A 21,462-nucleotide genomic window follows, 5' to 3' on the forward strand; every position below is an offset into this window, starting at 1 on the left:
GCTTTGCCGGTCCGCTGGCTTTGCCCCCCTGGGGGGGGCCCGCGTAAGCGGGTAGGGGGGGGTCACACCACTACTGGGATCTTGCCGATGCGCGCCTGCCACTCCTTCGGGCCGGTGGCGTGCACCGAGGTGCCCTGGGCGTCCACCGCCACCGTCACCGGCATGTCCTTGACGTCGAACTCGTAGATCGCTTCCATGCCGAGGTCGGCGAAGCCCAGCACCTTGGCGGAGCGGATCGCCTTGGACACCAGGTAGGCGGCGCCGCCCACCGCCATCAGGTAGGCCGAGCCGTGCTTGCGGATGGCCTCGATCGCCACCGGACCGCGCTCGGACTTGCCGATCATGGCGATCAGGCCGGTCTTGTCCAGCATCATGTCGGTGAACTTGTCCATGCGCGTGGACGTGGTGGGGCCCGCCGGACCGACCACCTCGTCGCGGACCGGATCGACCGGGCCGACGTAGTAGATGACGCGGTTGGCGAAATCCACCGGCAGCGGCTCGCCCTTGGCCAGCATGTCCTGGATGCGCTTGTGCGCGGCGTCGCGGCCGGTCAGCATCTTGCCCGACAACAGCAGGGTCTGGCCCGGCTTCCAGCTCGCCACTTCCTCGCGCGTCAGCGTGTTCAGGTCGACCTGCTTGGACTTGTTGTAGTCGGGCGCCCAGTGCACCTCGGGCCATTCGGACAGCGACGGCGGCGTCAGGTGCGCCGGGCCCGAGCCGTCCAGCTCGAAATGCGCGTGGCGCGTGGCCGCACAGTTGGGGATCATGGCCACGGGCAGCGAGGCCGCGTGGGTCGGGAAGGTGGCGATCTTGACGTCCAGCACCGTGGTCAGGCCGCCCAGGCCCTGGGCGCCGATGCCCAGCGCATTGACCTTTTCGTACAGCTCGATGCGCAGTTCCTCCAGCTTGGTCCGGGGGCCGCGTTCGAGCAGCTCGTACATGTCGATGTCTTCCATCAGCGACTGCTTGGCCAGCAGCGCCGCCTTCTCGGCCGTGCCGCCGACGCCGATGCCCAGCATGCCCGGAGGACACCAGCCCGCGCCCATGGTGGGCACCGTCTTCAGCACCCAGTCGACCAGCGAATCGCTGGGATTGAGCATGACGAACTTGGACTTGTTTTCCGAACCGCCGCCCTTGGAGGCGATCTGCACGTCGACCTTGTCCCCGGGGACCAGCTCGACGTTGACGATACAGGGCGTGTTGTCCTTGGTGTTGCGGCGGGAGAACAGCGGATCTTCCAGCACCGAGGCGCGCAGCGGGTTGTCGGGATTGGTGTAGCCGCGCCGCACGCCCTCGTCACAGAGTTCCTGAAGGCTGCGCTGCGTGTCGAAACGCACGTTCATGCCGACCTTGAGGAAGACGTTCACGATGCCCGTGTCCTGGCACAGCGGACGCTTGCCCTCGGCGCACATGCGCGAGTTGGTCAGGATCTGCGCGATGGCGTCGCGCGCGGCCGGGCTTTCCTCGCGCTCGTAGGCGCGCGCCAGGTGGCGGATGTAGTCGACCGGATGGTAGTAGCTGATGAACTGGATTCCATCGGCGATCGACTGGATGAAATCCTCTTCCTTGATGGTGACGGTCATGGCGGGAAACGGGCAGAAGTGGGTAAACGAAACGAAATAGCGCGCGGCCACGGACGAGCAACGCCGGGCCGGCACGCATGCCGGTCCGGATTGTACGACCACGCCGGGCCGGCCCGCGGCCTACTTGCCCTGCCAGACCGGCTTGCGCTTCTCGGCGAAGGCGGTGGCGCCTTCCTTGGCGTCGGCGGAGGTGAAAATGTGGGCGATCAGCGGGCGCTGGCGGTCGAACATGCCCTCCTGGTCCCAATCGCCGGACTGCGACACGATGCTCTTGGCGGTCTGCACGGCCAGGGGGCCGTTTTCGACGATGGCGCGGGCCAGCGCCAGCGCGCCTTCCAGCGCCTGTCCCGGCTCGGTCAGGCGGTTGACCAGGCCGTAGGCGTGAGCGCGTTCGGCGGAGAGCATGTCGCCGGTCAGCACGATTTCCATGGCGATGTGATACGGCAGGCGGCGCGGCAGGCGCAGCATGCCGCCCGAGCCCGCCACCAGGCCGCGCTTGACCTCCGGCAGGCCGAAATTCGCGTTGCGCGCGGCCACGATGAGGTCGCAGGCCAGGGCCATTTCGCAGCCGCCGGCCAGCGCGTAGCCTTCCACGGCCGCGATCAGGGGCTTCTTGGGGGGGCGTTCGTTCAGCCCGGCGAAGCCGCGGCCGGCGACCAGCGGGCGCTCCCCGCCCTGGGCGAAGGCCTTCAGGTCCATGCCCGAGGAAAACGTATTGCCGGCGCCGGTCAGGATGCCGATGCGCACGTCCGGCCGGCTGTCCAGCTCGTCCAGGGCGGCCGCCATCGCCTGGGCGGCGGGCAGGTTGATGGCGTTGCGGGCGTCGGGGCGGTTGACGGTGATGATCTGGATGCCGTCGGCGACTTCCACCTTGATCAGGTCGGACATGGGTGTAGCTCCTCGTTGTAGATGATCGTGCGGACGGACGGCGCCGCCCGGCGGGCGAACGGTCGGGCCGGGCGCCCTGGATTACGCATAATACGTCCCCCGGCCGCTCCAGTTAAAATGCCGGGTTTGTCATCGACAGCCGGCGCCCGACGCGCCACGCCCTATGCTCACTTTTCAGCAAATCATCCTCAAACTCCAGGAATACTGGGACAAGCAGGGCTGCGCGCTGCTGCAACCCTACGACATGGAAGTGGGCGCGGGCACGTCGCACACCGCCACCTTCCTGCGGGCCATCGGGCCGGAGCCCTGGCGCGCGGCCTACGTGCAGCCGTCGCGCCGCCCGAAGGACGGCCGCTATGGCGAAAACCCGAACCGGATGCAGCACTACTACCAGTACCAGGTCGTCCTGAAGCCGGCGCCGCCGGAAATCCTCGACCTGTACATCGGCTCGCTGGAAGCGCTGGGCATCGACCCGCGCCAGCACGACATCCGCTTCGTCGAGGACGACTGGGAAAACCCCACGCTGGGCGCCTGGGGCCTGGGCTGGGAAGTCTGGCTCAACGGCATGGAAGTGACCCAGTTCACCTACTTCCAGCAGGTCGGCGGCCTGAACTGCACGCCCACCACCGGCGAGATCACCTATGGCCTGGAGCGCCTGGCCATGTACCTGCAGGACGTGCAGAGCGTCTATGACCTGGTCTGGACCCAGGGCGTCAACGGACGTCCCGTGTACTACCGCGACGTGTTCCACCAGAACGAAGTGGAGCAGTCGACCTACAACTTCGAGCACTCCTCGGCAGACATGCTGTTCGCGCACTTCAACGACTACGAGTCCGAGGCCAAGCGCCTGATGGACGTGCCGCTGGCCCTGCCGGCCTACGAGGCGGTGCTCAAGGCGGCCCACACCTTCAACCTGCTGGATGCGCGCGGCGCCATCAGCGTGACCGAACGCGCCGCCTACATCGGCCGCATCCGCAACCTCTCGCGCGCCATCGCGCAATCCTATTACGAATCGCGCGAACGGCTGGGCTTCCCCATGCTGGCGACGGCCCCGAAGACGGAGGCCGCGTAATGTCCCAAACGATGAATGCATCCACCCGCCCCCTGCTGGTCGAACTGCTGACCGAGGAACTCCCGCCCAAGGCCTTGCGCAAGCTGGGCCTGTCCTTCGCCGAAGGCGTGCGCGCCACGCTGGCCGCGCGCGGCCTGCTGGCCGAGGGCTGCGCGGTCCAGCCCTACGCGACGCCGCGCCGCCTGGCCGTGCGCCTGTCGGCCGTGCTGGCGCAGGCGCCCGACCAGGAATACGCCGAAAAGCTGATGCCGGTGAAGATCGGCCTGGACGCCGACGGCAAGCCCACCCCCGCCCTGCTCAAGAAGCTGGCCGCCAAGGGCCTGGAACACGTCGACGCCGCCACCCTGGCGCGCGAATCGGACGGCAAGCAGGACGTGCTGGTGGCGCGCGGCAAGGCGCCCGGCGCGGCGCTGGCCGCCGGCCTGCAGGAAGCCATCGATGCCGCCATCGCCGGCCTGCCCATTCCCAAGGTCATGAGCTACCAACTGGCCGACGGCCAGACCACGGTGAAGTTCGTGCGCCCCGCCCATCGCCTGGTGGCGCTGTTCGGCGCCGACATCGTGCCGGTCGCCACGCTGGGCCTGATCGCCGGCCGCAAGACGCTGGGCCACCGCTTCATGAGCCAGGGCGACATCGCCATCGCCGACGCCGACAGCTACGCCACGCAATTGCTGGAGCAGGGCCACGTCATCGCCGCCTTCGACGACCGGCGCGCCGACATCCAGCGCCAGCTCGACGCGCATGCCGCCCGCCTGGGCGCCACGCTGGGCGACGACCCCGAAGTCACGGCCTTGCTGGACGAGGTCACCGCGCTGGTCGAGCATCCCACGGTCTACGAGGGCGAGTTCGAAGAGCAGTTCCTCGACGTGCCGCAGGAATGCCTGATCCTGACCATGCGGCTGAACCAGAAGTACTTCCCCCTGTTCTCGCCCGCGACCGGCAAGCTGACCCATCGCTTCCTGATCGTCAGCAACATGCAGGTGGCGAACCCGGTCAACATCGTCGAGGGCAACCAGCGCGTGGTGCGCCCCCGCCTGGCCGACGCGCAGTTCTTCTTCGACACCGACCGCAAGACGCCGCTGGCCGCGCGCGTCGAGCAATTGGGCAGCATCGTCTACCACAACAAGCTGGGCAGCCAGTTGCAGCGCGTCGAGCGCGTGCGCGCCATCGCCCGCGGCATCGCCGCCGCGCTGGGCGCGGACGCGCAACGCGCCGACCGCGCCGCCATGCTGGCCAAGGCCGACCTGGGCACCAACATGGTCGGCGAATTCCCCGAGCTGCAAGGCATCATGGGCGCCTACTACGCCCAGGCCGACGGCGAGCCGGAGGACGTGGTGACGGCCCTGCGCGGGCAGTACCGCAACCGCATGGACGCCCCGGTCGACGCCGCCGGCCTGACCGCCGCCATCCTGTTCATCGCCGAGCGCGCCGAGACGCTGGTCGGCATCTGGGGCATCGGCCTGGCGCCCACCGGCGAACGCGATCCCTACGGCTTGCGCCGCGCCGCCCTGGGCCTGATCAGCGCCTTCGAGCAACTGGCCGCCGGCGGCCTGCTCAAGATCAGCGAGAACGGCCCCCTGACGCTGGCCGGCGTGCTGGACCTGGCCGCCGCCACCTTCGACGCCGGCCAGATCACGCCGGCCGAGCTCAAGAGCGCGGTCGCCGAGGTCAGCGCCTTCATCTACGAACGCTATCGCAACCAGTTGGCCGCCGACTTCGACCGCGCCGCGGTGGATGCCGTCATCGCCCTGACGCCGCCGCTGCACCAGGTGTCGGCGCGCGTGCGCGCGGTCACCGCCTTCAGCGCGCTGCCGGAGGCCGCCAGCCTGGCCGCCGCCAACAAGCGCGTCGGCAACCTGCTGAAGAAGGCCGAGGACGGCATCGCCGCGCTCGACCCGGCGCGCCTGACCGAGCCGGCCGAGCAGGCGCTGGCCAAGGCCATCGCCGACCTCAGCCCGCGCGCCCAGGCGCAGTTCGACGCCGGCGACTTCGCCGCCAGCCTGAGCACCCTGGCCCAGGCGCGCGAGCCGGTGGACGCCTTCTTCGCCGACGTCATGGTCATGGCCGACGATCCGGCCGTGCGCGCCAACCGGCTGGCCCTGCTGGCCCAGTTGCATGGCTTGATGAACAAGGTAGCGGACATTTCCAGGCTGGCCCAGTGAAACTGATCATTCTCGACCGCGACGGCGTCATCAATCAGGACAGCGACGCCTTCGTCAAATCGCCCGACGAGTGGATCGCGCTGCCCGGTTCGCTGCAGGCCATCGCGCGCCTGCGCGAGGCGGACTGGACCGTGGTCGTGGCTTCCAACCAGTCCGGCCTGGGGCGCGGCCTGTTCGACATGGCCACCCTCAACGCCATCCACGCCAAGATGCGGCGCGAGGTGGTGGTGGCCGGCGGCGCCATCGACGCCATTTTCATCTGCCCGCACTTGCCGGACGAGGGCTGCGATTGCCGCAAGCCCCTGCCCGGCATGTACCGGCAGATCGCCGCGCGCTACGACGTCGACCTGGCCGGCGTGCCGGCGATCGGCGATTCGCTGCGCGACCTTCAGGCCAGCGCCGCGGTGGGCTGCGCGCCCTGGCTGGTGAAGACCGGCAACGGCATCAAGACCATGGCCAAGGGCGGCATGCCGGAAGGCACGCGCGTGGCCGACGACCTCGCCGCCGCGGTCGACACCCTGCTCGGGGAGGCTTGAACCTTGGCCTTCCTGCGCTCCCTCGTCTACCTGCTGTTCCTGTCCATCACCGTCATTCCCTATGCCCTGGCCTGCATCCTGTGGGCGCCGCTGCCCCAGCACTGGCGCTACCGGCTGACGGTCGGCTGGCCGCGCCTGGCGGTGTGGGGCGCGCGCGTAATCTGCGGCATCCGCTGGCGCGTGGAGGGCTGGGACAACCTGCCCGACGGACCCGCCATTCTCCTGTCCAAGCACCAGTCGGCATGGGAGACGCTGTTTTTCCCCGCCTACATGCCGCGCGAAGTCTGCTTCGTCTACAAGCGCTCGCTGCACTGGGTCCCCTGCTTCGGCTGGGGGCTGGCCCTGCTGCGCATGATCGCGATCGATCGCAGCAAGGGGCGCGACGCCTTCGAACAGGTGGTGCGCCAGGGGCGCCTGCGGCTGGACGAAGGCCGCTGGCCGCTGCTGTTCCCCGAGGGCACGCGGGTAGCGCCGGGCAAGACCACGCGCTTCAAGATGGGCGGCGCGCTGCTGGCCTCGCGCACCGGCGCGCCGGTCGTGCCCATCGCCCTGAATGCCGGCGAATGCTGGCGGCGCAATGCCTTCATCAAGCGGGCGGGCCTGATCACGGTCAGCATCGGACCCGCGATAGAATCGCAAGGCAAGACCCCTGACGAACTGAATCGCCAGGTCCAGGCATGGATAGAAGGCGAGATGCGTCGCCTCAACCCCGAAAGGTATGGCGCGGAATAACCAGCTCGAATTGTTGTTCACCGCGCCGGCGCCGGATGCCGGCGACGGCGCCGAGCGCTTGCCTGCCGTAAGCGCCGCGCCCCCGCCCCCGGCGGCCCCGGCAAATCCCCCCGCGCCGACGACCAGCGGCAACCCCGCCCCGGGCTTCTCCCTGGCGCCGTCCAGCCCCCTGCTGCAAGTCCCCACGCCCTGCCCCCCCACCCTGCCCGACGGCGCCCGCTGGCGCGTGGTGCAGGCGCCGCAGCAGGCCATCGGCTTCATCCTGCAACGCTCGCGCCGCCGCAGCATCGGCTTCGTCATCACCGACGACGGCCTGCGGGTGACCGCGCCGAATTGGGTGACGCTGAAGCAGATCGACGAAGCAGTGCTGGAGAAATCGCGCTGGATCGTCACCAAGCTGCGGGCCTGGCACGACCGCAAGGAACAGTTGGCGCTGTCGCAGACGCGCTGGCAGCCGGGCGGCGCGCTGCCCTACCTGGGCAAGCGCATCGTCATCGCCCTGGGTTCGCATGACCGCCACGCGGCGCTGGCCGGCGACGCCGACCAGCCGCGCGACGGCGATCTCCTGCGCCTGGCGCTGCCGGCCGATGCAGACGGCCCGCGCATCCGCGACGCCGCCCAGGCCTGGCTGCAACAACGCGCGGGCGTCTGGTTCGGCGCCCGGCTGGGCTATTTCCTGCAGGCCAGCGGCCTGAAGATCAAGCGCTGGCGGCTGTCTTCCGCCGCCACGCGGTGGGGGTCGTGCACCAGCGACGGGCACATCATGCTGAACTGGCGCCTCATCCATTTCTCGCCGGCCATCATCGACTACGTCATCGCCCATGAGCTGGCGCATCTGCGCGAGATGAACCACAGCAGCAATTTCTGGGCGGAAGTGGGCCACATCCTGCCCGGTTACGAACAGGCGCGCGACATCCTGCGCCGCCACGATCCGGCGTCCCTGCCGACGTTTTGAGCCGGGTTCCCAGGCAGCGGCCGCCTGGTACGGGGAGGAAGGGCCGGCCTGGGTTTATCATCAGCTACTTCTACAATATCGCTTTGCACTAGGAGTCCTCCCCCATGCGTATCCTTCACACCATGCTGCGCGTCGGCGACCTGGAAAAGTCGATCGAGTTCTACACCCACGTACTGGGCATGCGCCTGCTGCGCAAGCGGGACTATCCGGACGGCAAGTTCACGCTGGCCTTCGTCGGCTACCAGGACGAAGCCGACGGCGCCGTGCTCGAACTGACGCACAACTGGGATACCTCCAGCTACGACCTGGGCAACGGCTACGGCCATATCGCCCTGGAAGTCCCCAATGCCTACGAAGCCTGTGACAAGGTCCGCGAGCGCGGCGGCAAGGTGACGCGCGAGGCCGGCCCGATGAAGCACGGCACCACCGTCATCGCCTTCGTCGAGGATCCGGACGGCTACAAGATCGAATTCATCCAGCGCGGCAGCCAGGCCGACTGACATGATTCGCCAGATCCTGAAAATGGGCGATCCGCGCCTGCTGCGCGTGGCCCAGCCGGTGCAGGCCTTCGGCACGCCCGAACTGCAAGCGCTGATCGAAGACATGTTCGAGACCATGGCGGCCGCCGGCGGCGTCGGCTTGGCCGCGCCGCAGATCGGCGTCGACCTGCAACTGGTCATCTTCGGTTTCGATCGCAGCGAACGCTACCCGGACGCGCCGGCCGTGCCGCGCACCATCCTGTGCAACCCCGTCATCACGCCCATCGGCGACGAGATGGAGGAAGGCTGGGAAGGCTGCCTGTCGGTGCCCGGCCTGCGCGGGCTGGTGCCGCGCTACCGCCACATCCGCTATTCGGGGGTCGATCCGGCGGGCGCGCCCATCGAGCGCGAGGCCGAGGGTTTCCACGCGCGCGTGGTGCAGCACGAATGCGACCACCTGATCGGCCGCCTCTATCCGACCCGCATGACCGACCTGACCAAGCTCGGCTATACGGAAGTCCTGTTCCCGCATCTCGATCCCAAGAGCGACGACTGAGCACATGCTGAACCGGCTCTGGCTGGCCTTCTTCGTCGCGGCGGCGGGCGCCGCGCTGGTGCGCTGGCTGGGCGGAGAGCCGCAGGTCTTCGCCGCCATGGTCGACGCCCTGTTCGACATGGCGCGGCTGTCGGTGGAGATCATGGTGCTGCTGTTCGGCACGCTGACCCTCTGGCTGGGCTTCCTGCGCATCGCCGAGCAGGCCGGGCTGGTGGAGCGCCTGGCGCGCCTGCTGGGCCCGCTGTTCGCCCGCCTGATGCCGGAAGTCCCGCGCGGCCATCCCGCCATCGGCCTGATCACCTTGAACTTCGCCGCCAACGGGCTGGGGCTGGACAACGCCGCCACGCCCATCGGCCTGCGCGCGATGCGCGAACTGCAAACGCTCAATCCCACGCCGGAGCGGGCGAGCAACGCGCAGATTCTTTTCCTGGTGCTGAACGCGTCCTCGCTGACGGTGCTGCCGGTGACGATTTTCATGTACCGCGCCCAGCAGGGCGCCAGCGATCCGACGCTGGTATTCCTGCCCATCCTGCTGGCCACCTGCGCCTCCACCCTGACGGGCCTGCTGGCCGTCGCCTGCTGCCAGCGGCTGCGCCTGCACGATCCGGTGGTGCTGCTGTGGCTGGGCGGCGCTGCGCTGGTGCTGGGCGGCTTCGGCGGCCTGCTGGCGGGGCTGTCCTCGGCAGCCATCAACGCGCTTTCGTCCCTGATGGGCAACCTGGCGCTGTTCGGCATCATCATGGCCTTCCTGCTGATCGGCGCGTGGAAGAAAGTGCCGCTCTACGAAAGCTTCATCGACGGCGCGCGCCAGGGCTTCGACATCGCCCGCGACCTGCTGCCCTATCTCGTGGCCATGCTGTGCGCCGTGGGCGTGCTGCGGGCGTCGGGCGCGCTGGACTTCCTGCTGAACGGCATCCGCTGGCTGGCCCACGCCGGCGGCCTGGACGCCCGTTTCGTCGACGCCCTGCCCACGGCGCTGGTCAAGCCCTTCTCCGGCAGCGCCGCGCGCGCCATGATGCTGGACACCATGTCGCACTTCGGCGTGGACAGCTTCCCCGCCCTGCTCGCCGCCACCATGCAGGGCAGCACCGAAACCACCTTCTACGTCCTCGCCGTGTACTTCGGCGCCGTCGGCATCCGCCGCGCGCGGCACGCGGTCGGGTGCGCGCTGCTGGCGGACCTGGCAGGCGTGCTGGCGTCGATCGGGGTTTGCTACTGGTTCTTCGGGTAGGCGCGACTTCTATTCGCCTGAAGTCATCGGCCCGGGTTGCCGGCGGTTAAGATGCGTGCTCATCCCAAGAGATTCTTCCCATGACCACGTTGAACGATCGCCCCAACACTGCATTAATCGTCATCGATCTTCAAAACGGCGTCGTCGCGAGCGCATACCGGCGCCAGGAAGTGCTCGACGCGGTCAACGTGCTCGTCGAACGGGCGCGTAGCGCGCAAGCACCTGTTATCTGGGTCCGGCACACGGACGAAGAGCTCGAGACGAATAGCGAGGCGTGGCGGATCGTCGACGAGCTTGCGCCGGCGCCGGGAGAGGCGATCGTCGAAAAAAAGTATCGTGACGCGTTTGAAGATACCGATCTCCAACAGGTGCTTGCCAGGCTACGCGTCGGCAAGCTCGTCGTGACCGGCGCCCAGACGGACATGTGCGTGCGATCGACGCTGCACGGCGCATTGGTTCGCGGCTATGACGCGACATTGGTCGGCGACGCCCATACGACCATAGACCTGACGCAAAGAGGCGCGCCGCCGCCGGAAGCGGTCATCAGCCATACGAATATGTACTGGCGCAATCAAAAGGCGCCCGGTCGCGCCGGCGGCGTCGTCCAGAGCAAGGACGTCGACTTCGCGCCCGCCAACTCCTGAAGCAGGCGAGGCGATGGGGCGATGGCTACCGGCCCCATGACACGCCTCGCATCGCACGCCCCTACTCCACCGCCAGCAGCTTCATCCCGTTGGTCCCGCCGCTGTCGCGATAGAAATCGCCCTTGGTCAGGATGACCCAGTCGCCCGTCTCGACGCGGCCGCGGCGCTTCAGTTCGCCGATGGCGGCATTGCTGAGGTCGGCGGGATCGTAGGCCGAGGGATCGAAGGGTACGGTCGACACGCCGCGGAACATCGCCACGCGGTTCTGCGTGATGCCATGCGGGCTGTAGCAATAGATGGGCACGCCGGATCGGATGCGCGACATGATCAGCGGCGTGTGGCCGCTTTCGGTCAGGGCGATGATGGCCTTGATGCCGGGAAAATGGTTGGCCGCGTACATGGCCGCCAGCGCGATGGTTTCGTCGCAGCGGCTGAAGGTTTCGCCCAGGCGGTGATGCGAATGGGTGGTGGTCGGATGCTTTTCCGCGCCCAGGCAGACGCGCGCCATGGCCTCCACCGCTTCCACCGGATATTCGCCGGAAGCGCTCTCCGCCGACAGCATCACCGCGTCGGTGTAATCCAGCACCGCGTTCGCCACGTCCGACACTTCGGCGCGCGTGGGCACCGGGTTGCTGATCATCGACTCCATCATCTGCGTCGCCGTGATGACCACCTTGTTCAAGGTGCGCGCGTGCTGGATGATGCGCTTCTGGATGCCCACCAGTTCCGCGTCGCCCACCTCCACGCCCAGGTCGCCGCGCGCCACCATGACGCCGTCGCTGGCGCGGATCAGCGCGTCCAGCGCCTCGTCGTCGGCCACCGCCTCGGCCCGTTCGATCTTGGCGATGATCCAGGCCTGGCTGCCCGCCGCGCGCACCAGCGCGCGCGCCTCATCGATGTCGGAGCCATAGCGCGGAAAAGACACCGCGATGTAGTCCAGCTTCAACTCCGCCGCCACCTTGATGTCGGCGCGATCCTTGTCGGTCAGGCTGGGCGCGGACAGGCCGCCGCCGCGCCGGTTGATGCCCTTGTTGTTCGACAACGGTCCGCCCACCATCACGGTGGTGTACACTGAATCGACATCCACGCTGTCCACCCGCAGCACCACGCGGCCGTCGTCGAGCAGCAGTTCGTCGCCCGGCCGGCAGTCCTGCACCAGTTCCGGATAATCGATGCCGACGATGTTCTCGTCGCCATCCTCATAGGGATGGCTGTTCGACAGCGTGAACGCCGCGCCCACGCGCAGCGTCACCTTGCGGTCCTTGAAGCGCGCGATGCGGATCTTCGGTCCTTGCAGATCGCCCATCAGGGCGACGAAGCGCCCCTGCTTCTCCGCGGCCTCGCGCACCAGTTGCGCGCGCCGGCGGTGGTCGTCCGCTTCGCCATGCGAGAAATTCAGGCGCGCCACGTCCATGCCGGCACGCACCAGCGCTTCGATGCGCTCGGAACTGGAGGTGGCGGGCCCAAGGGTGGCAACGATTTTGGTGCGGCGCAGCACTGCCATGACGAATCCTCTTGTGATTGGGCAAGCGTCATATGGTACGCCTACCGGCCCACGGGCTCTATGACCGCGCGCGGGTATGATGGCGCGGCAAGAAAAATTTCATCCTCCCGCGCAACGAGGCCGCACGTGAAAATCGTCATCGCTCCCGACTCCTTCAAAGAAAGCCTGTCCGCGCCCGACACCGCCGCCGCGATCGCGCGCGGCGTGCGCGAGGCCTGCCCCGACGCCGAGATCGTCTGCGTGCCGATGGCGGACGGCGGCGAAGGCACGGTCGACGCGGTCTTGCAGGCGACCGGCGGGCAATGGCGCCGCACGCGCGTGCGGGACGCGCTGGGCGAGACGGTCGAAGCCGCCTGGGGCTGGATCGAGCCGCATACCGCGGTGATCGAAATGGCGGCGGCCGCGGGCCTGGAACAAGTGCCGCCGGCGCGCCGCGATCCCATGCGCGCGACCAGCCACGGCGTGGGCGAGCTGCTGCGCGCCGCCCTGGACGCCGGCGCGCAACGCATCATCCTGGGACTGGGCGGGTCGGCCACCAACGACGCCGGCGCGGGACTGTTGAGCGCCCTGGGCCTGCGCATCCTGGACGCCGACGGCGGCCTGCTGGCGCCCGGCGGCGGCGCGCTGGCGCATGCCGCCCGGCTGGACACCCGCGAGCTGGATCCCAGGCTGGGGCGGATACGCATCGAAGTGGCCTGCGACGTCGACAACCCCTTGTGCGGCCCTAAAGGCGCCTCGGCGGTATTCGGTCCGCAGAAAGGAGCGACGCCGGCCCAGGTGGCCGAACTGGATGCCGCCCTGGCGGTCTTCGCCGATCTTTGCGCGCGGACCCTGGGCCGCGACGAGCGCGATGCGCCGGGCGCCGGCGCGGCCGGCGGCCTGGGTTTCGCCGCGCATGCCTTCCTGGGCGCGCGCTTCCGGCCCGGCGTGGAACTAGTCGCGGAACTGGGCGGCCTGGCCGCCGCCATGCAGGGCGCGGACCTGGCCTTCACCGGCGAGGGCCGGATGGACGAACAGACGCTGCACGGCAAGACGCCGGCCGGCGTGGCCCGCATCGGCAAGGCCGCCGGCGTGCCGGTCGTGGCCCTGGCCGGATCGCTGGGCGCGGGCTATGAGCGGTTGAACGAGGCCGGCATCGTCGCCGCCTTCAGCCTGGCGCCCGGGCCGATCACGCTGGAGCAGGCATGCGCCCGCGCGGCGGAACTGCTGGCAGACCGCGCGCGCGACGCGACGCGCTTGTTCCTGGCGGGACGGCAGGCAGGCTGAAAAAAAGCGGAAAACGCGGCAGGAGATACGGCAGGAAAGACGGCGGAAAACGGCAAAAGGCCGCCGTGGCGACCGTCAGTCGTCAGCCGTCCAGCTCGGCGCTATGCGGGCGCGACGGACCGACCAGGCCGGCATCCTGCAGCGCATCGGCCAGCGCGATGAAGCGCTCGACCGGCACTTCCTCCGCGCGCGCGGTCGGCGCGATGCCCAGGTCATCCCACGGCACCACGGCCGCCCAATCCCCCAGCGCGCGGCGCAACATCTTGCGGCGCTGCGCGAAGGCCTTGGCCACCACCTGTTCCAGCGCCGCCTCGCTGCGTGGACGCGGACGCTCGGCCGGCAAGGGCACCATGCGCACCACGGCCGACACCACGCGCGGCGGCGGATCGAATGCCTCCGGCGGGACGTCGAACAGTTTTTCCATGCGATAGCGCGATTGCAGCATCACCGACAGGCGGCCGTAATCGGCCGACGACGGCTGCGCCACCATGCGGTCGATGACCTCGCGCTGCAGCATGAAATGCTGGTCGCGCACCTGGTCCGCGCACGTCATCAGGTGAAAGAGCAAAGGGCTGGAGATGTTGTAGGGCAGATTGCCCACCACGCGCAGCCCATCGCCGAAAGCCGCGAAATCGACCGTCAGCGCGTCGGCCTCGACCACGGTCAGCCGATCGGCCGGATACTGGCCGCGCAGGCGCTGCGCCAGGTCCCGATCGATTTCAACCGCCGTCAAGCGCGCCGCCTGCCGCAGCAAGGGCGCGGTAAGCGCGGACAGGCCGGGGCCGATCTCCACCAGCCGGTCCTCGCGCGCGGGCGCGATGGCCCGCACGATCGCATCCACCACGCTTTCATCGACCAGGAAATGCTGGCCGAAGCGCTTGCGAGCCTGATGCCGGGTCATGAACCGCTTCCCTGCCCGATCAATGGTCGGCCTGCTCGCGCTGGGCCTGCTTTTCGAGACGATTGTCGATGTAGGCCTGATCGTGCAACTGATCCAGGTAATCCTCGAAGGCCGGCTCGGCGCGGCGCTCGAACAGGATGCGGCGCGCCTGCATGCGCTGCATTTCGTCGGCCACGTCCTTCTCGCGCCGCTCCAGCACCTGGATCAGGTGCCAGCCGAACGGCGACTGGATGGGTTCGCTGACTTCGCCGACCTTCAGGGCGTTCATCGCCGCCTCGAACGGCGGCACGGTTTCGCCCGGGCTCAACCAGCCCAGGTCGCCGCCTTGCGGCGCGCTGGCGTCCTGGGAATTCTGCTTGGCCAGGGTGGCGAAGTCCTCGCCGCCCGACACGATGCGCTGGCGCAGCAGTTCCAGGCGCTGGCGCGCCTGCGCGTCATTGACCACCGCGGACGTCTTGATCAAGATGTGGCGCGCGTGCGTCTGCGTCACCTGCATCGGACCTTGCGGGGCGCCGAGGCCGCGCGGCTGCTGCGGCATGGCCTGCGGCGCCGGCGCGGGCGCCGGGGCCGGTGCGGGCGCGGCACCGCTGGCGCGGTCCAGCACCTTCAGGATATGGAAGCCGTTGCCGCTCTGGATGATGCCGGATATCTGGCCCCGGGACAGATTGGCGATGGCGCGCACGAACAGGTCGGGCCAGCCGTCCAGCGGACGCACGCCCATGGCGCCGCCCTGCAAGGCCTCGGGACCGTCCGACGCGGCCGCCGCCACGCTGGCGAAATCGCTGCCGCTCTTGACGCGGGCCAGCAGGTCCTCGGCTTTCTTGCGCAGCGCGGCCACCTGGTCGGGCGTGGAACCGTCCGGCACGCGCACCAGGATCTGCGCCAGGGCCACGCGGTCGGCGGCGGCGGGCGCGGCGGCAACCGGCTCGGGCGCCACCGGCTGCTGCGGCTGCATCGGCGCCGGCGCGCCGCCGCGGCGGCGCTGCTGTTCCTTCAGGTAGGCGTCGACTTCCGCGTCGGAAATGATGATGTTCGCATCCACGGTGCGGGCGCGCAGCCGGTCGGACAACACTTCGTCGGAAATGTTGCGCCGGTACTGCTCCCACGTGATGCCGCTCTTCTCGACTTCCTGGCGCAACTGATCCACCGAAAGCTTGTTGCGCGCGGCCACGGTGCCGATGGCCTGGTCGACCGTCGCCTTGTCGACCTTGATGTTCATGCGGTCGGCTTCCTGGCGCTGCAGGCGCTGCATGATCAGGCGTTGCAGCACCTGGCGCTGCAGGACGTCCTGCGGCGGCAGTTGAATCTTCTGGCGCGTCAGTTCGGCGGCGGCGACCTGGGTCGCTTCCCGCACTTCACGCAAGGTGATCACGTCCTTGTTGACGATCGCCGCGATGCCGTCGGCGAATTGCTCGGCCGGCGGCGCGGGCGTGGCGGCTGCCGGCGCGGGCGCCGCGGCCTTGCCGTGCGACGAGGCGGCGGACTTCCTGGCCGCGCCCTTGGCGGGCGTGTCCGCCGACCAGGCGGGCGACGGCGTCGCGGCATAGATGGCCAACAGGGCGGCGGACAGGACACCGCGCCAGGCGGCTTTGGGGACAAACACACGACGCATCATTCGTACCTTTCAAAACTCGTTCCGGGCTGCACGGGAGGATTCACCATCTCGTACCCGGGGATGTTCTTCTTCATCAGCTTCAGCGGATCGGTGCCGAGAGAGCCCAGGCCGGTCAGTTCGAGCTGGAAGAAGAAAGCATTGTTCACATCGGTTGACGACACAGCATAGCGCTGGAACACGAAACGTCCGGTCCAGCAGCAATCGCCTTTGTACTCCACGCCGGCGATGGCCTGCGTCACGCGCCGCTGCGCGGGCTGGCCGGTATAGGGGTCGACGACCCCGTCCCCGCCACGCATCGAATAGTCGATGCGGCCGACGCCGGACCAGCGGCTGGAGAAGGGCCACTGGAAAGCCAGGCTGACCTGGTTCTGGCCCGCCGGCTGGTAATTGGTGTAACCGGCCACGGTCTGCGGATCGCGCTGGTAGCGATAGGACAGCGACACCGACGTCGCCCGCTGGGGCGTCCAGCGCGCGGAAATCAGGCCGCGCGCCCAGCGCGAATCGTACGGATTCCACTGTCCCTCGACCGAGGTCGACAAGGTGTCGGTCAGCGCGGCGCTGGCGGCGACCAGGTAGGCCGAACGCACGTCGGTGCGCGGCTGCTCGCCGGGCAGCGTCACCTTCTGGTCTTCGAAGTAGAACTGCTGGCCGGCCGACAGCGACAGGCGCTCGAAACCGGTATCGGCGTCCAGCCAGCGCGTGGTCAAGGCCGCGGTAAGCTGGTTGGCGTTGGCGATACGGTCCCAGCCGCCGGAATAGATGTTTTCCTCGAAGGCCTGCGAGAAGCTGAAGTCCGCCAGCGAGGTATCGTAGACCGGCATGCGCGACTGGTCCCGGTACGGCACGCGCAGGTAGAACAGGCGCGGCTCCAGGGTCTGCGTGGACGCCTTGCCGAACAGGGTCGTATCGCGCTCGAAGGTCATGCCCGCATCGAGCGACATGATGGGCAGGGTCCGGGAGGCGCTGCGCGGATAATCGTAGGCGCCGCTGCCGAAGCCGGCGTTATCGTCCGGATACCACTTGGTGTTCTGGTACTGCGTGAAGTTCAGCCCGACCTTGGGCGTGATGTACCAGCCCGGCCGCACGATCGGATACGAGATCGTCGGATACATCATCAGGCGATCGCCATCGGGACCGTAGTGCGTATCCTCGAAGAGCGGCCGCGAAAAACGGGTCGCCGTGCTGGTGAACTCCAGGTCGAAGCCATTCAGGTCATAGCGCTGGCCGTTCAACGAGAGCTCGGGCTCCTTGTTGTACGGCGGCACGATGGGCGCGTCCGGATCCTGCAGGGTCTGGTACTTGTAGACCTGCACATAGGTCTGCCAATAGCGGTTGTTCCAGCCGACCATGCCCTGCCGCGGCAGATAGGTCTGGGACGAATCGTTCAAGCCGATCGACGTGAAGTCGCGGAAATAATCGCCGTCGGAAACCCCGGACACGTTCCAGCTCGTGTAGAAGCCATTGCCCAGGTTCTGGTAATGCTTGGTGCTGTACATATACCGGCTCTGGCCGGTCTGCGCGTCGTTCGACAGATAGGTTCCCATCAGGGAGCCGCTATACGTCGGGCCGAGATAACGGAACTCGCCGCCGATCTGCGGGCCGCGCTTGCTCAGGTAGCGCGGCGTCAGCGTCAGGTCGTAGTTGGGCGCGAGATTGAAGTAGTACGGAACCTGGAGGTCGAAACCGCTGCGGCTGCTCGATCCATAGGTCGGCAGCAGGAAACCCGACTTGCGCTCTTTCTTGACCGGGAAGGTCATGTATGGCCACGTCAGGATGGGCGTGTCCTTGAAATACAGCACGCCGTCGCGCGCCATGCCCTCGTTTTCATCGAAGTCCAGGTCGATCGAATCGGCCTTGATGTACCACGCCGGGTTCTCGCAGGAGCAGGCGGTGTAGGTGACCTGGTTCAGGCGCATGGTCGAGCGGCTGAAAATATCCGCATGGTCCGCCTGCGCGCGGCCGCCGGTCGCGCCGAGCCAGAAATCGGGCTTGTCCAGGGCGCCGGTATTCGTGTCGACGTTGTAGCTCATGGCCGGGCCGATGGCCAGCGAGCCATCGCGCAGCAGGCGGGCGTGGCCTTCGCTGGTGGCCACGCCGTCGACGCGGCGGTAGTTGATCTTGTCGCCCTTGATGATGGTGTCCATGCGGCGCACCTGGGCGTTGCCCGTCAGCGTCACGTTGGAGTCGGGATCGCCGTCGATCTGGTCGGCTTCCATGTAGCCGGCCAGGTTATCGCCGTCGACCCGGTGCACCCGCAAGCCGGTGGAGCTGCGCAAGCCCGTGCCTTCGTCTTTCAACCCCATGACCTGCACCGAGTTCGGCGCGGGCGTCGCCGGCTTCGCCTTGGTCTTGGCGTTCTGCTTGGCCATGTTCTTGGACGCCGTCTTGTTCCAATTGTCGACGGACGAGTCCGCTGGGACTTGCGCCTGAGCGGCCGCGGCCGCGCCAGCAAGGAATAGGATCAACCACCGGACCATGCGCACGTATGAAGAAACCTGAAAAAAAGGAGATGACAGCAGGCGCGGAACGGACAAACGGGTTCCTTCGCCCACCGCGGCGAGCCGGTATTATAGAGAAGCCGCGTGGCGGCGTATCCCGCCCTTAAAATGGACGGGATACGCGATTAAAACAGCATTTTTCCTCCAGGTCGCCCCCTCTTGAACTCCACACCCGATCTCCGCCAGGACCAGATCCGTCACTGGCTGCGCAGCCTGCCCGCCGATCTCGGCCTGGACGTCGCCACCCTGGCGCCGGCCTCCAGCGACGCCAGTTTCCGCCGTTACTTCCGCCTGGACGCCGGCGCCGGCAGCCTCATCGTCATGGACGCGCCGCCCGCGCACGAGGACTGCCGCCCCTTCATCCACGTCGCCGGCCTGCTGGACGACGCCGGCCTGAATGTCCCCCGCGTCCTTGCCCAGGACCTGGCGCAAGGCATGCTGCTGCTGACCGACCTCGGCCGCGAAACGTACTACCAGCGCATCCAGGCCGGCCTGGCCGACGCGGAACTGCAGACGCTGTACCGCCAGGCGCTGGCGGCCCTGGTCCGCATGCAGCAGGCGGCGACCACCGGCCTGCCGGCCTACGACACCGCCCGCCTGGCCGCCGAACTGGAACTGTTCCCGGAGTGGTACGTGGGCCGCCATCACGGCGCGGAACTCGACGACAAGAGCCGCCAGGACCTGGACCGGGTGTTCGCCCTGCTGTCGGCCAGCAACGGCGCGCAGCCCTCGGTGCTGGTGCACCGGGACTTCCACTCTCCCAACCTGATGGTCTGCGACGAGGACCGCTATGGCCCGAACCCGGGCATCATCGACTTCCAGGACGCGCTCGCCGGCCCGCTCACATATGACGTGGCCTCCCTGGTCATGGACGCCCGCACCACCTGGGAAGAGCCCCAGCAACTGGACTGGGCCATCCGCTACTGGGAAATGGCGCGCGCCGCCGGCCTGCCGGTGGACGCCGATTTCGCCGACTTCCACCGCGCCTATGAATGGATGGGCCTGCAACGCAACCTGCGCATCCTGGGCGTCTTCGCCCGGCTGCATCACCGCGACGGCAAGGCCGGTTACCTGGCCCACATCCCGCGAGTGAACGCTTACGTCCGCCAGGTCGCCGCCCGCTACGGCGTCTTCGCGCCGCTGCTGCGCCTACTGGACAAGCTGGACGACCGCCAGCCCGGCGTGGGCTACACCTTCTGATGGGGCGGACCCACGTGCGCGCCATGATCCTGGCGGCGGGCCGCGGCGAACGCATGCGCCCCCTGACCGATACCCTGCCCAAGCCGCTGCTGCGCGTCGGCGGCCAACCGCTGATCGTCTGGCACATCCGCCGCCTGGTCGCGGCCGGCATCGCCGACATCGTGATCAACCATGCCTGGCTGGGCGAACGCATCGAGGCCGCCCTGGGCGACGGCGCCGCCTTCGGCGCGCGCTTGCGCTATTCGCCGGAACCGCGGGCCCTGGAAACCGCGGGCGGCATCGCGCAGGCGTTGCCGCAACTGGGCGACGCGCCCTTCCTGGTAGTCAACGGCGACGTCTGGTGCGACTGGGACCCGGCGCAGGCATACGCCCAGGCCGGCGCGCTCGACGCGGCGCGCGGCCAGGCCTGGCTGCTGATGGTGGACAACCCCGAACATCACCCGCAAGGCGACTTCCACCTGCTGGAAAACGGCGTCCTGGCCGCCACGGGCGGGCGTCGTTTGACCTATGCCGGGATCGGCGTCTACCATCCCAGCCTGTTCGCCGGGGTACAGCCCGGCACGCCGGCCCGGCTCGCTCCCCTGCTGGTCGAGGCCATCGCGCGCGGCACGGCGCGAGGGTCGCGGCACGACGGGCGCTGGGTCGACGTCGGCACGCCGCAGCGGCTGGCCGAACTGGATGCCATGCTGGCTGGCGGGACGATCGGCGCGACGGGGCCTGGGGAAAGCGCGGGGCGAAATACTTCGGAATCCTGAATATTTCACAATATCAATGAGCGCAACGAGGCTTGTCGAAGCGCCTATGCCCAGCCCGTAGCGGGTATCCTGTAGCGCCTCACGCGGGCGCGCCCGGGGCATGCCGCGCGCGCACGTTGCACAAAACACAGTATTTTTTGGACGGATGGGATGTTCGGACGGTCGCAGCGCTCTGTTTTTAAACCCTCGGTATATCAGCCCGGCAAGCGCTCCCGGCGCATGCCGCGCTGGCTGGTGCTGTTGCTGGTGGGCATCGTCCTGGGAGCGGGCGGCGTGCTGTTCCTGCAAACCAACTATGGCCCGCAACGCCTGACCGTCGAACAATCCGAGCAATTGCACAGCGAACTCAGCGCCGCCAACCTGGACCGCCAGCGCCTGCAAGGGCAGTTGGAAGAAGCCACCCAGCAGCGCGACGCCGCGCGCAGCACGCACGGCAAGCTGACCACCGACCTGGCGCAGGCGCAACAGCAGATCGCCACCTTGAACAAGGATCTCCAGTTGTTCGAGGAAGCCATTCCGCCCGATCCCCGCGGCAGCAACATCGGCGTGCGCTCGGCCTTGCTGACCCGCGAGCCCGGCCAGTTGGGCTACCAGGTCCTGATCATGCGCGACAACGCGAAGGCGGGCGCGCCTTTCAAGGGCACCGTGCAGTTCGCCATCGAGGGCCGCTACCCGAACGGGCGCACCGACACCATCGCGCCCGACGCCGTGCCGCTGGACCTGGACCGCTACCAGCACATGAGCGGCACCCTGACGCTGCCGGACGGTTTCGTCGCCCGCACCGTCACCATCAAGGTGCTGGACGGCGCGCAGCGGCAGCAGGCCATGCGCGTCTACTACGTGCGCGGCTGACCGGGCGCCGGCCAGCCGGCCGGCCGACCCGCC

Annotated in this window: 19 protein-coding genes; 13 read left to right on the forward strand and 6 right to left on the reverse strand. The window is 68.4% G+C overall.

Annotated elements, in window-relative coordinates:
* Positions 1–62 precede the first annotated feature (62 nt).
* A complete protein-coding gene (locus CAL29_RS23190) occupies positions 63–1,583 on the reverse strand; it encodes a fumarate hydratase (protein ID WP_094856854.1) in 1,521 nt (506 codons plus the stop codon).
* Positions 1,584–1,703: 120 nt separating this feature from the next.
* A complete protein-coding gene (locus tag CAL29_RS23195) occupies positions 1,704–2,471 on the reverse strand; it encodes a crotonase/enoyl-CoA hydratase family protein (RefSeq protein WP_094855321.1) in 768 nt (255 codons plus the stop codon).
* Between the two features lie 163 nt (positions 2,472–2,634).
* Between CAL29_RS23195 and glyQ the strand changes: the two genes are divergently transcribed.
* From glyQ to CAL29_RS23240, 9 genes are all read left to right on the forward strand, one after another.
* Positions 2,635–3,543, forward strand: a complete 909-nt coding sequence (gene glyQ, locus CAL29_RS23200) for a glycine--tRNA ligase subunit alpha (RefSeq protein ID WP_094855322.1) — start codon at positions 2,635–2,637, stop codon at positions 3,541–3,543.
* A gap of 11 nt (positions 3,544–3,554) precedes the next feature.
* Entirely contained in the window at positions 3,555–5,705 is a 2,151-nt protein-coding gene (gene glyS, locus CAL29_RS23205) for a glycine--tRNA ligase subunit beta (protein ID WP_094856855.1), read from the forward strand.
* A complete protein-coding gene (gene gmhB, locus CAL29_RS23210) occupies positions 5,702–6,241 on the forward strand; it encodes a D-glycero-beta-D-manno-heptose 1,7-bisphosphate 7-phosphatase (protein WP_094855323.1) in 540 nt (179 codons plus the stop codon). Before glyS ends, gmhB begins: the two co-directional genes overlap by 4 nt.
* A gap of 3 nt (positions 6,242–6,244) precedes the next feature.
* On the forward strand, positions 6,245–6,973 hold the full coding sequence (locus tag CAL29_RS23215) for a lysophospholipid acyltransferase family protein (RefSeq protein ID WP_094855324.1): 729 nt from the start codon (positions 6,245–6,247) through the stop codon (positions 6,971–6,973).
* Complete coding sequence (locus CAL29_RS23220; protein WP_094855325.1) at positions 6,960–7,928, forward strand: M48 family metallopeptidase; 969 nt, start codon at positions 6,960–6,962, stop codon at positions 7,926–7,928. The genes CAL29_RS23215 and CAL29_RS23220 overlap by 14 nt, the downstream gene beginning before the upstream one ends.
* Before the next feature lie 104 nt (positions 7,929–8,032).
* Positions 8,033–8,428 (forward strand): lactoylglutathione lyase, encoded by a 396-nt coding sequence (gene gloA, locus CAL29_RS23225; RefSeq protein WP_094855326.1) that lies wholly within the window; start codon positions 8,033–8,035, stop codon positions 8,426–8,428.
* A gap of 1 nt (position 8,429) precedes the next feature.
* Entirely contained in the window at positions 8,430–8,963 is a 534-nt protein-coding gene (def, locus tag CAL29_RS23230) for a peptide deformylase (protein ID WP_094855327.1), read from the forward strand.
* Between the two features lie 4 nt (positions 8,964–8,967).
* A complete protein-coding gene (locus CAL29_RS23235) occupies positions 8,968–10,194 on the forward strand; it encodes a nucleoside recognition domain-containing protein (RefSeq protein ID WP_094855328.1) in 1,227 nt (408 codons plus the stop codon).
* Between the two features lie 80 nt (positions 10,195–10,274).
* On the forward strand, positions 10,275–10,838 hold the full coding sequence (locus CAL29_RS23240) for an isochorismatase family protein (RefSeq protein WP_094855329.1): 564 nt from the start codon (positions 10,275–10,277) through the stop codon (positions 10,836–10,838).
* A gap of 61 nt (positions 10,839–10,899) precedes the next feature.
* Here CAL29_RS23240 and pyk read toward each other — a convergent pair whose 3' ends face one another.
* On the reverse strand, positions 10,900–12,342 hold the full coding sequence (gene pyk / locus CAL29_RS23245; protein ID WP_094855330.1) for a pyruvate kinase: 1,443 nt from the start codon (positions 12,340–12,342) through the stop codon (positions 10,900–10,902).
* A 126-nt stretch (positions 12,343–12,468) separates the two neighbouring features.
* Here pyk and CAL29_RS23250 point away from each other — a divergent pair, with 126 nt between their 5' ends.
* The gene (locus CAL29_RS23250; protein WP_094855331.1) at positions 12,469–13,608 is read left to right on the forward strand and encodes a glycerate kinase; all 1,140 of its coding nucleotides are present in this window, start codon (positions 12,469–12,471) and stop codon (positions 13,606–13,608) included.
* An 82-nt stretch (positions 13,609–13,690) separates the two neighbouring features.
* Here CAL29_RS23250 and rsmA read toward each other — a convergent pair whose 3' ends face one another.
* Genes rsmA through CAL29_RS23265 form a run of 3 tightly spaced genes read right to left on the reverse strand, consistent with a single transcriptional unit; the run spans position 13,691 to position 18,607 of the window.
* Complete coding sequence (gene rsmA / locus CAL29_RS23255) at positions 13,691–14,509, reverse strand: 16S rRNA (adenine(1518)-N(6)/adenine(1519)-N(6))-dimethyltransferase RsmA (RefSeq protein WP_094855332.1); 819 nt, start codon at positions 14,507–14,509, stop codon at positions 13,691–13,693.
* A 19-nt stretch (positions 14,510–14,528) separates the two neighbouring features.
* Positions 14,529–16,121, reverse strand: coding sequence for a peptidylprolyl isomerase (locus CAL29_RS23260; protein ID WP_094856856.1), 1,593 nt, complete (start codon positions 16,119–16,121; stop codon positions 14,529–14,531).
* A complete protein-coding gene (locus tag CAL29_RS23265; RefSeq protein ID WP_373559804.1) occupies positions 16,121–18,607 on the reverse strand; it encodes an LPS-assembly protein LptD in 2,487 nt (828 codons plus the stop codon). The genes CAL29_RS23260 and CAL29_RS23265 overlap by 1 nt, the downstream gene beginning before the upstream one ends.
* A gap of 174 nt (positions 18,608–18,781) precedes the next feature.
* On the opposite strand from CAL29_RS23265, the gene CAL29_RS23270 reads away from it, so the two are divergent.
* The 3 genes from CAL29_RS23270 to CAL29_RS23280 all read left to right on the forward strand — a co-directional run bounded on the left by CAL29_RS23270 (position 18,782) and on the right by CAL29_RS23280 (position 21,429).
* Positions 18,782–19,822, forward strand: coding sequence for an aminoglycoside phosphotransferase family protein (locus CAL29_RS23270; protein WP_094855333.1), 1,041 nt, complete (start codon positions 18,782–18,784; stop codon positions 19,820–19,822).
* A 14-nt stretch (positions 19,823–19,836) separates the two neighbouring features.
* Positions 19,837–20,577: an N-acetylmuramate alpha-1-phosphate uridylyltransferase MurU gene (gene murU, locus CAL29_RS23275; protein WP_094856858.1), complete on the forward strand. Its 741-nt coding sequence runs from the start codon at positions 19,837–19,839 to the stop codon at positions 20,575–20,577.
* Positions 20,578–20,727: 150 nt separating this feature from the next.
* Positions 20,728–21,429, forward strand: coding sequence for a DUF6776 family protein (locus CAL29_RS23280; RefSeq protein ID WP_094855334.1), 702 nt, complete (start codon positions 20,728–20,730; stop codon positions 21,427–21,429).
* The last annotated feature ends 33 nt before the right edge of the window (positions 21,430–21,462 follow it).

Origin of the sequence: Bordetella genomosp. 10 (genome assembly GCF_002261225.1) — a bacterium.
GTDB lineage: Bacteria > Pseudomonadota > Gammaproteobacteria > Burkholderiales > Burkholderiaceae_B > Bordetella_C.